Annotated in this window: 7 protein-coding genes; 1 reads left to right on the top strand and 6 read right to left on the bottom strand. The window is 66.1% G+C overall.

What is annotated here, in order from left to right:
• Positions 1-629 precede the first annotated feature (629 nt).
• From IP83_RS11870 to IP83_RS11860, 3 genes are all read right to left on the bottom strand, one after another.
• Positions 630-2,918 carry an ATP-dependent helicase gene (locus tag IP83_RS11870; RefSeq protein ID WP_054122436.1) on the bottom strand — a complete coding sequence of 763 codons (2,289 nt, stop codon included), beginning with the start codon at positions 2,916-2,918 and terminating at the stop codon, positions 630-632.
• A gap of 59 nt (positions 2,919-2,977) precedes the next feature.
• Positions 2,978-3,238, bottom strand: coding sequence for a hypothetical protein (locus IP83_RS11865; protein WP_156309693.1), 261 nt, complete (start codon positions 3,236-3,238; stop codon positions 2,978-2,980).
• Between the two features lie 159 nt (positions 3,239-3,397).
• Complete coding sequence (locus IP83_RS11860; RefSeq protein WP_197274350.1) at positions 3,398-4,795, bottom strand: methyl-accepting chemotaxis protein; 1,398 nt, start codon at positions 4,793-4,795, stop codon at positions 3,398-3,400.
• 129 nt (positions 4,796-4,924) lie between these two features.
• Between IP83_RS11860 and IP83_RS11855 the strand changes: the two genes are divergently transcribed.
• Positions 4,925-6,208, top strand: coding sequence for an MFS transporter (locus tag IP83_RS11855; RefSeq protein ID WP_054122433.1), 1,284 nt, complete (start codon positions 4,925-4,927; stop codon positions 6,206-6,208).
• 134 nt (positions 6,209-6,342) lie between these two features.
• Here IP83_RS11855 and rsmD read toward each other — a convergent pair whose 3' ends face one another.
• Genes rsmD through IP83_RS11840 form a run of 3 tightly spaced genes read right to left on the bottom strand, consistent with a single transcriptional unit; the run spans position 6,343 to position 9,166 of the window.
• On the bottom strand, positions 6,343-6,891 hold the full coding sequence (gene rsmD / locus IP83_RS11850; protein ID WP_082364662.1) for a 16S rRNA (guanine(966)-N(2))-methyltransferase RsmD: 549 nt from the start codon (positions 6,889-6,891) through the stop codon (positions 6,343-6,345).
• Positions 6,891-7,979: a pseudouridine synthase gene (locus IP83_RS11845; RefSeq protein WP_082364663.1), complete on the bottom strand. Its 1,089-nt coding sequence runs from the start codon at positions 7,977-7,979 to the stop codon at positions 6,891-6,893. Before IP83_RS11845 ends, rsmD begins: the two co-directional genes overlap by 1 nt.
• A 35-nt stretch (positions 7,980-8,014) precedes the next feature.
• The gene (locus tag IP83_RS11840) at positions 8,015-9,166 is read right to left on the bottom strand and encodes an aromatic ring-hydroxylating dioxygenase subunit alpha (RefSeq protein ID WP_054122437.1); all 1,152 of its coding nucleotides are present in this window, start codon (positions 9,164-9,166) and stop codon (positions 8,015-8,017) included.
• Positions 9,167-9,354: the final 188 nt, after the last annotated feature.

Genomic DNA, 9,354 nt, shown 5'->3' with positions numbered 1-9,354 from the left:
CGAGCGAAGTCGAGACACCTTGCGCCCGGTGTCTCGACTTCGCTCGACACGAACGGATGTTTGGTGATTGGCGCAGGCTGATATCAGCAGAGATCGTCGGCCCGGACTTGATCCGGGCCTTGGCTTCTTTCCTTCAGCGCCGCGCCGGAAGAACAGCCCAACCCCGTGTCAAGCACGGGGTGACGGAAGAGAAATCAGCGCAGAATAGGCGCAGTGTCCAAGATTGGGTGGAGAGCAGACATGAGGTTTCGGCCTATGGCTGCCCTCTCTGTCGAAAAATGTCTGAGAGTGCGACGCCACCATGTATTGCCATCGCACCAAATGCAGGCTGCAGGGGCCAAAGCCGGTCATCTGGCGGATCAACTATGAGGAAGGTGAGGAATAGTCCGGCTGAAAGCATCAGAATGCTCGCCACTCTAAGCCTCGACAATGGCCAGTATTCGTAGTCAAAGCTTACCATTTTTGATGCTGCACCGGTTACAAGGAACCAGTCATATGCAGGGGCACCGCCAGCGCTGCTATGACTGCTTCTTCGATAGCCATGCCGATGCGCTATCCCATGCCTTCCCAAGATCCGCAATGGGGTCGAAAGCAGTGGTTCAAAAACTAGGCGCGAAAAAGCAAACCCCTCAAGCCGCCTTCACAAAACTATCAATCACCCGCTTGCGATCCCCCGTCTCGAAATCGATCTCCAGCTTGTTGCCTTCCTGCGCGGCGACGGTGCCGTAGCCGAACTTGTCGTGGAACACGCGGGTGCCGATGGTGATGTCGGTGCGGGGCTTGGCGGCGAAGCTGGCCGCAGAGCGGCTGGGTTCGGCGATGCGTTTGGGGGTGGGGTCATAGGTCGTCGCGGCGGCGCGTTGCCAGCCGGGGCCGCGGGTGAGATTGCGCGCGGGATTGGCGCTGGCGACATGCGCGAAGGGGTCCGAGTGTTCGGACCACTGCGCGCGCCAGAGCGAGGCGCCGCCGGAGAGGGTGGTTTCCTCCTCGATATGCTCGGCGGGCAGTTCGCCGACGAAGCGGCTGGGGATCGAGCTGGTCCACTGGCCGTAGATGCGGCGGTTGGCGGCGTGGAGGATCGTGCAGCGGCGGCGGGCACGGGTGATCGCGACATAGGCGAGGCGGCGCTCTTCCTCGAGGGCCGCGAGGCCGCCTTCATCGAGCGCGCGCTGCGAGGGGAACACGCCTTCTTCCCAGCCGGGGAGGAACACGTTGTCGAATTCCAGCCCCTTGGCGGCGTGGATGGTCATCACGGTGACCTTCTCGGTATCCGCCGCCGCGTCGTTGTCCATGACGAGGCTGACGTGTTCGAGGAAGTCGCCGAGCGTCTCGTATTCCTCCATCGCGCGGGCGAGTTCGACGAGGTTTTCGAGGCGGCCCGAGGCTTCGGTGCTCTTTTCGGCCTGCAGCGCGGCGGTGTAGCCGCTCTCGTCGAGCACGGCGCGCAGGAGTTCGGCGGGGGTCAGCGTGGCGATCCCGTCGCGCCAGCGCAGGAAATCACGCATGAGGCTGGCGAGCGTGGCGCGGGCGCGTGCCGGAAGCTCGTCCGTATCGCAAAGCTCGACGGCGGCGGCGGCGAGGGGAATGCCGCGCGCGCGGGCGTGGCGGTGGAGCTTTTCCAGCGTCTTGTCACCCAGCCCGCGCTTGGGGGCGTTGTAGATGCGCTCGAACGCGAGGTCGTCCTGCGGCGAGGCGATGACGCGCAAGTAGGCGAGCGCGTCACGGATTTCGGCGCGTTCGTAGAAGCGGAAGCCGCCGACGATCTTGTAGGCGAGGCCGATCTGGATGAAGCGGTCCTCGAACTCGCGCGTCTGGAACGAGGCGCGCACGAGGATGGCGATGCGGTCGAGCGGTGCGCCTTCGCGTTCGAGGCGTTCGATCTCCTCGCCGACGCGGCGGGCTTCCTCCGGGCCGTCCCATACGCCGATGACGCGGACCTTGTCGCCGCCATTGACCTCGGTCCACAGCGTCTTGCCGAGGCGCTGGCTGTTCTCCGCGATGACCCCGCCGGCAGCGGCGAGGATATGCGGGGTGGAGCGGTAGTTCTGCTCCAGCCGGATCACCTTGGCGCCGGGAAAATCCTTTTCGAAGCGCAGGATATTGGCGACTTCTGCGCCGCGCCATGAATAGATCGACTGGTCGTCGTCCCCCACCACGCAGATGTTCTTGCGGCCCTGCGCGAGGAGGCGGAGCCAGAGGTACTGGACGGCGTTGGTGTCCTGATACTCGTCCACCATCACGTATTTGAAACGCTGCTGCCAGCTTTCCAGCACTTCGCGGTGCTGCTTGAAGATGGTGAGCATATGCAGCGTGAGATCGCCGAAATCGCAAGCGTTAAGCGCGCGCAGGCGGTCCTGATAGAGCGCGTAGAACTTCGCGCCCTTGCCGTTCGCGTAAGCCTCGTTGTCGAGCGCGTCGAGGTCCTTCGGACCGAGACCGCGGTTCTTCCAGCGGTCGATCAGGCCGGCCAGCTGGCGCGCGGGCCAGCGCTTTTCATCGAGGCCTTCGGCGACGATGAGTTGCTTCAGAAGCCGCAGCTGGTCGTCCGTATCGATGATCGTGAAGGTGCTCTGCAGGCCGACGAGTTCGGCATGGCGGCGCAGCATCTTGGCGGCGACCGAGTGGAACGTGCCGAGCCACGGCATGCCCTCGACCGCCGGGCCGATCATGTGTCCGACGCGCTCGCGCATTTCGCGCGCGGCCTTGTTGGTGAAGGTGACGCAGAGGATTTCCGATGGCCATGCCAGCCGCGAGCGCAAGAGGTTCGCAAGGCGTGCCGTGAGCGCGGCGGTCTTGCCCGTGCCTGCGCCCGCCAGCATCAGCACGGGGCCTTCGGTCGTCAGCACGGCTTCACGCTGCGGCGGGTTCAGGCCGTCGAGCCAGGCATTTGCGGATTCGGTAGAAGGGGGCGCATGCATTCGAGAACGATTAGGGAACAGCGTCCCTCGCCGCAAGAGGCGGCGCGCCTCGGTTCGGCTTATTTGTCCATGTACTCTTCGTAGTAATCATCGCGCGTATGGTACGAGGCCGCGCGATTGTCCCGATCGTTGTGCTCCTGGAGCTCCCGCTCGCGCGCCTTGCGGGCAATCTTCTTGGCGGCCTCGGAGTTGGCGAGCGAGTTCACCATCACCGTGGTTCCGTAGCCAAGCATGGCGCAGGACGCGACGGTGAACAGCCAGACCATCAGGCATCCGGCAAACATGATCTTGATCACTTGCACCGGGACAGTACTCCACATCCGTTTTGCCTAATGAGCATGATGTGGTTGCAGATCGATTAACAGCTTGCTGCAAGAATATTCCAGCCATGACCAGATGCGGTGGTGGGGACGTGCGTCAATTCATCGATATGACGCAATCTATGACATCAGTTTAGTCCGGATTGGTTGAAAATTGTTCTAGAACTCGGCCCAGTCCGCGCTGCCAACAGGTTTGAGAGCCAGATTGCCGCTGACCGGCAGCGGTGCAGTCTTGCGCCGGGGACGGGCCGCCGGTGCCGCGTCGCGCGCATGGGCCGCCTTGGTGGCACCGGTCTGGAACCGGGTCGTCTGCGCCCGGAGCTGTTGGGCCACGGTGGCAAGCGTACGCGCGGCTGCCGTGCTCTGCTCCACCATGGCCGCATTCTGCTGGGTCATGCGATCAAGTTCGCTGACCGTGCCGGAGACTTCGGAAAGCATCAGCGACTGACGCTGGGCGGATTCGGTGATGCCCTCGACCAGCGTGCTGACTTCGGCGACACGTCCGACGATGTGACGCAGGACTTCTCCGGTTTCGCTGACCAGTTGCACTCCGCGTTCGACGTGGCCGGTGGAGGAGGAGATCAGTTCGCCGATCTCGCGCGCCGCCGTGGCGGAGCGCTGGGCCAGTGCGCGCACCTCGGTGGCAACGACGGCGAAGCCGCGCCCGGATTCGCCCGCGCGCGCCGCCTCGACCCCGGCGTTCAAGGCGAGGAGATTGGTCTGGAAGGCGATGCCGTCGATCACGCTGATGATCTGGGACACGGCCTGCGAGGATTGCTGGATCGCGGTCATGGCTTCGACCGCACGTTGCACCACGGTGCCGCCATTGGCTGCCTCGCCGTGCGCTTGGGAGACGGCGCGGTTGATCTCGGTGACCTGGTTGGAGCTCTTTCCGACCAGCGAGGTGACCTGCTGCATGGCCGCGCTTGCTTCTTCGAGCCGGGCAGCCTGGAGTTCGGTGCGGCCAGCCAGATCATCGGAGGCGGCGCGGATCTCTGCCGAGCCGGTATCGATGGTGCGGGTGGAATCGACGACCTCGCCCATCGCTTCGGCGAGCTGGGCGAGTGCCGCATTGAAGTCGCTGCGCAATTGTTCGGATTCGCCGGGAAAGGGCGTGACGATACGATAGGAGAGATCGCCTTCTGCCAGAGCCTTCATGGCGGTGGTGATCTGGCTTACCATGATCTCGCGCTCCGCCGAACTCTGACGCAGCGCGACAGCCTGTTCGCGGAAGATGTTCGAGGCGCGCGCCATGCGGCCGACGCAATCGAGATAGTCGGTGCGTTCGATCGGGCTGTCGATATCGCCGGCGGCAAGCCCCTCGGTGCGGACCACCATCGCGACATAAGGATCGCAGATCATGCGCTTGGCCGCGCTCATCACGAGCGCCATCAGCACGATCGCTAGTGCCGGAAAGATCAGGGCAACGGAGGTGGCGAGGCCCCCCAAAGGCAGCAAGGCGCCTAGACTTGAAAGGCAGACGAGGAACAGCGTGATCAACCGCAGCGTGTCGAGCTTCTGTCGGATCGGGGCCTTTTTCTCGAACCATTCGAACATCATAGTGCTCTTTGCTTGCACTCCTGCTCACGCCTTCGCTAGCAACGCTTGTTGACGATAACCCTGCGCCTGACCTAGCGGCTTTCCCTGAGCCCGGCGTTATCCTCCCATTGATCGGATGCTTGCCCGATGCCACCTGCCGACCTTCTGTCTGGCCAAGCCCATCCGGTGCGCACCCACGCGCGCGTGCTGCTGGCGAGCCTCGTCGGCACGGCGGTCGAATTCTACGATTTCTATATCTTCGGCACTGCGGCCGCGCTGGTGATCGGACCGCTGTTCTTCCCCGAGAAATCAGCGACGGCGCAGACGCTGCTGGTGTTCATGACGCTTGGGATCGCGTTCTTTGCGCGGCCGGTGGGGGCTGTGGCGTTCGGCCATTTCGGCGACCGGATCGGGCGCAAGTCAACGCTGGTGGCCTCGCTGCTGCTGATGGGCGTCTCGACGTTTCTGGTGGCGTTTCTGCCCGGCTACGCGGTGGCGGGCTGGGTGGCGCCGGCCCTGCTTTGCCTGCTGCGGTTCGGCCAGGGCTTTGGCCTGGGCGGCGAGTGGGGCGGGGCATCGCTGCTCGCGGTGGAAAACGCGCCGAAGGGGTGGGATGCGCGGTTCGGCATTGCCGCGCCGCTCGGGGCGCCGCTCGGGTTCCTGTTTGCCAATGGCCTGTTCCTCCTCCTGGGGCTCGGCCTCAGCGAGGCGGATTTCCTCAGCTGGGGCTGGCGTGTGCCGTTCCTGGCAAGTTCGCTGCTGGTGATCCTCGGGCTGTGGATCCGTCTGCGCATTGGCGAGACGCCGGCGTTCAAGGCCTCGCTCGAAGCTGCGCCGCCGCCGCGCGTGCCGCTGGGCAAGCTGCTTGCCGAACATCCCGGCGCGGTGCTGGCGGGCACCATGGGCGTGATCGCGTGCTTTGCGCTGTTCTACCTCGCGACGACCTTCGCGCTGGGCTTTGCCACGAAGACGCTCGGCTACCCGCGCGAGACGGTGCTGGCGATCCAGCTGGGCGCGGACGTGGTGTTTGCCATCGGCATCGTGGTTTCCGGCTGGTGGTCGGATGCCACCACCCCGCGTACGGTGATGGCGGTCGGCGCGGCGCTCACGGGGCTGGTCGGTCTCGGCTTTGGCAGCGGGCTGGCGGCGGGATCGCTGCCGGTGCTGTTCCTGACGCTCTCGGCCGCGCTGTTCGTGATGGGGCTGTGCTATGGCCCGATCGGTGCGTGGCTGCCGTCGCTCTATCCGGTTGAGGTGCGCTACACCGGTATTTCGCTGGCGTTCAACCTGGGCGGCATCGTCGGCGGCGCGCTGGCGCCGCTTGGCGCGGCGTGGCTGGCAGCGCAGGGCGGCGTGATGTGGACGGGGCTGGTGTTGACGGCGGCGGGCGTGGTGACGCTGGTCGGCGTGCTGGCGGCGCCGCGTCAGTAAGAACCCCTCCGACCCGCTTCGCGGGCCACCTCCCCGTTTGTCCCTTCGGGAAAAACAGGGAGGACCTTTTCGTTCCTCCCCATTTTTGCGAAGCACAAATGGGGAGGTGGCCTGCCGAAGGCAGGTCGGAGGGGTTATTCCGCCACTCGCATCAAGGTCAGCCTTGCCTTGCCGACCTTGCGCTCCGCATCGATTTCGAGCGCGCGCACGCCGGATGGCTCGTCCGCATGCGTTTCAAGGCTGACCCACGTGCCAGGGCCGATCCAGCCGAGGCGCTGCAGCCGGTCGATAGCGACAGCGCCCGCGCCCGAGCCATAAGGCGGATCGAGCAGCACGACATCGAGCGGCGCCGGCGCGGGGCCGAGCGCGAGGACCGAGGCGGCGCGCACGTCGCACTGCGCCTGCGCATGGAGCGCGGCGATATTGGCACGAAGCGCGCGGATGGCGGCAGGGTCCTGCTCGACGAACAGTGCCTTGACCGCGCCGCGCGAGAGCGCTTCGAGGCCGAGCGCGCCCGAGCCCGCGAACAAGTCGGCCACGGTCAGGTCTTCCCAGCTGCCGAGGCGGCTGGTGAGCATCGAGAACAGCGTCTCGCGGGTGCGGTCCGCAGTCGGCCGGGTGGTGTCCCCTGCCGGGGCCTGCAATTTGCGGCCGCGCCAGGTGCCGGCGATGATCCGCAGCATCAGCGCTTCCCCTGCGGTCGGTTGCCGGGACGTGGACCCGGGCGGCCACCCGGTCTTTGCGGGCGCTGCGGCTTCGAGACCAGTTGCCCCGCTTCAGGCGAGAGGCGCTTGCGTTCGGGGCGGGCGCGGCCTGCGGGCGCGGACTTGGCCACAGGTTCAGGTGCAGGCTTCGGCGCGCGCGGGGCTGGCGCGCGTCCGGCATGGATCGCCTGCTGGTCACGCGTTGCCTTGTCGCTCGCAAGGCCCTTGCGGAAGCGCTCTACAACGACTTGCGGCACTTCCTCCGCCGCGCCGCGCGGCAGTTCGCCGAGATCGAACGGACCATAGCGCAGCCGCAGCAGGCGCGAGACTTCGAGGCCGAGATGCTCGAGCACGCGGCGGACTTCGCGGTTCTTGCCTTCGGTGAGCGTCAGCTCGATCCACTTGTTGCGGCCTGCGCTGCGTTCCATGTTGGCGTTGATCGGGCCGTAGCGCACGCCTTCGATTTCGATCCCGTCCATCAGGCCATCGAGCATCTCCTGCGTGACATCGCCGAAGGTGCGCGCGCGGTAGGTGCGCGGGACGGCGTTGGCCGGCAGTTCCATCGCGCGCTTGAGCTCACCGTCGTTGGTGAGGAGCAGCAGGCCCTCGGTGTTGATGTCGAGCCTGCCGACCGGCATCACGCGGCCGGCGCCCGGCGGCAGGGCATTGCGCAGTGCAGTGTAGATCGTCGGGCGCCCGGTTGGATCGCGCTCGGCAGTGATCAGCCCGGATGGCTTGTGGAACATGAACAGGCGCGGCGGCTCGGCGGCGGCGACGGGCTTGCCGTCGACCGTAATGCCCTTGAGGTTCTTGAGGATCGTGGCCGGGGTGGTGATCGCCTCGCCGTCCAGCGCGACGCGGCCCTCGGCGATATAGCGCTCGATCTCGCGGCGGCTGGCGACGCCGGCGCGGGCGAGCAGCTTGGCGATGCGATCGCCTTCGCGCGGGGTGCCGTCGTCGGCTGGGGCGCGGGTCTGCGGCGTGGCTGCTGCCTTGGGCGTCTTGTAAGGTTTGGGAGCCGCGGGCCTTCCCGGGCGGCCGCTCCTGTCTTTGGGGGGAAATGCCATGGCTTGCCCCTTACGCTGCGCGTGCCCGCGCGTCATCAACCTTCATGCAGGGCAATCTCGCGCTGGCAGATCTCGTGGAAGCGGCGGATACCGCCTTCCAGCGTGCCAAGTGTAAGCTGGGGCACGGCGCCGGTCGCGAGGCCCTGCTGGCCGAGTTCGGCGGCGCGGAAGTCTTCGGAGCCGAACACCTGCCCGTCGAGCAAGTCCCAGCTGCGGCGCCAGTGGTCTTCGGCCTTTTCCGTCTGCGGCGCCTCGGCGATCAGCATGAAGTCCTCGACCAGCGTCAGGTCGTGCGCCTGCGGCATGATCGTCATCAGGTTCACGTAATCCGGGCTGATCACGATCACGGTGGCGGGGAACAACTGATAGGCGAAGGTCGCGACACGGCGCAGCGCGGGCCAGTCGGCCAGATCGACGCCTTCGAGTTCGGTCGCGCGGCCGACCAGCGAGCGCATGTGCGGCCCCACCTCGTCGCCTGCCGTCACGCCGTCCTTGAAGTAGGGGCCGATGGTGCGGGCGTGGAGGCGCTGCACGTGGTAGCTTTCGAGGAACGCGTCCATGATCAGCTTCCAGTTGGACGCGACCCGGTGCGTGCGGCGGGCGTAGAGGTGATGCGCGCCGAGGTCTGCGGCGGCGAAATCGGCGCTGATCTGGCCCGCGAGACTGAAATCGGCGTCCTGCGGCGCGAACCAGATAAGGCCTCCGGCTTCGAGGCTCGGCAGTTCGATCAGGCCGAGCTTCGCTTGATCGAGGTTGGGGAAGGTGTCGGGGCGGGGCAGGGCGAGCAGCTTGCCTTCCGTGCTGTAGGTCCAGGCATGGTAAGGGCAGACGAGGCGCTTGGTGCATTGCACCTCGCCGCCTTCGACAAGCCGCGTGCCGCGGTGGCGGCAGACGTTCATGAAGACATGCGCCTTGCCCGCTGCATCGCGGGTGAGGAGCAGGGGCCTGCCGGTTGCGTCGTGGGGGACGGCCATGCCGGGATCGGACAGCAGCGCGGAAGGCGCGAGGACCTGCGGGAAGCGGTCAAACAGCGCGGCCTTTTCGCGCGCCCAGTGGGCTGGATCGGTATAGACGCTGGCGGGCACGTGGCTGATTGCCACGCCCTTGCGGCCCGCACCTGCAGCCACCAGCCGCGCGAGGTCCAGCTGGCCATCGGTGGGCCGCTTGGTGCTTTCAGTGGTGGCCATTTCGCGGCTCTCCCCCGGTTTCATCGCTCTCCGGTGCTAGGCATAGCGCAATTTGGCGCTAAGCATGCAGGTAAATGCATGGCCCGATTACGATATCGGATCATTGTTCGGCCAGGGATGCCCCAGTCCCGTTCGTGTCGAGCGAAGTCGAGACACCGCACGCCGCGCCCGGTGTCTCGACTTCGCTC

Source organism: Novosphingobium sp. AAP93, from assembly GCF_001296055.1.
Taxonomy (GTDB): domain Bacteria; phylum Pseudomonadota; class Alphaproteobacteria; order Sphingomonadales; family Sphingomonadaceae; genus Novosphingobium.
This window is presented reverse-complemented; position numbering and strand designations above follow the sequence as displayed.

Excerpts from the sequence above, each read along its gene's own strand:
- IP83_RS11860 (WP_197274350.1), bottom strand. The coding sequence starts at position 4,795 with ATGTTCGAATGGTTCGAGAAAAAGGCCCCGATCCGACAGAAGCTCGAC.
- IP83_RS11870 (WP_054122436.1), bottom strand. The coding sequence starts at position 2,918 with ATGCATGCGCCCCCTTCTACCGAATCCGCAAATGCCTGGCTCGACGGC.
- IP83_RS11855 (WP_054122433.1), top strand. The coding sequence starts at position 4,925 with ATGCCACCTGCCGACCTTCTGTCTGGCCAAGCCCATCCGGTGCGCACC.
- IP83_RS11845 (WP_082364663.1), bottom strand. The coding sequence starts at position 7,979 with ATGGCATTTCCCCCCAAAGACAGGAGCGGCCGCCCGGGAAGGCCCGCG.
- IP83_RS11865 (WP_156309693.1), bottom strand. The coding sequence starts at position 3,238 with ATGTGGAGTACTGTCCCGGTGCAAGTGATCAAGATCATGTTTGCCGGA.
- rsmD (WP_082364662.1), bottom strand. The coding sequence starts at position 6,891 with ATGCTGCGGATCATCGCCGGCACCTGGCGCGGCCGCAAATTGCAGGCC.
- IP83_RS11840 (WP_054122437.1), bottom strand. The coding sequence starts at position 9,166 with ATGGCCACCACTGAAAGCACCAAGCGGCCCACCGATGGCCAGCTGGAC.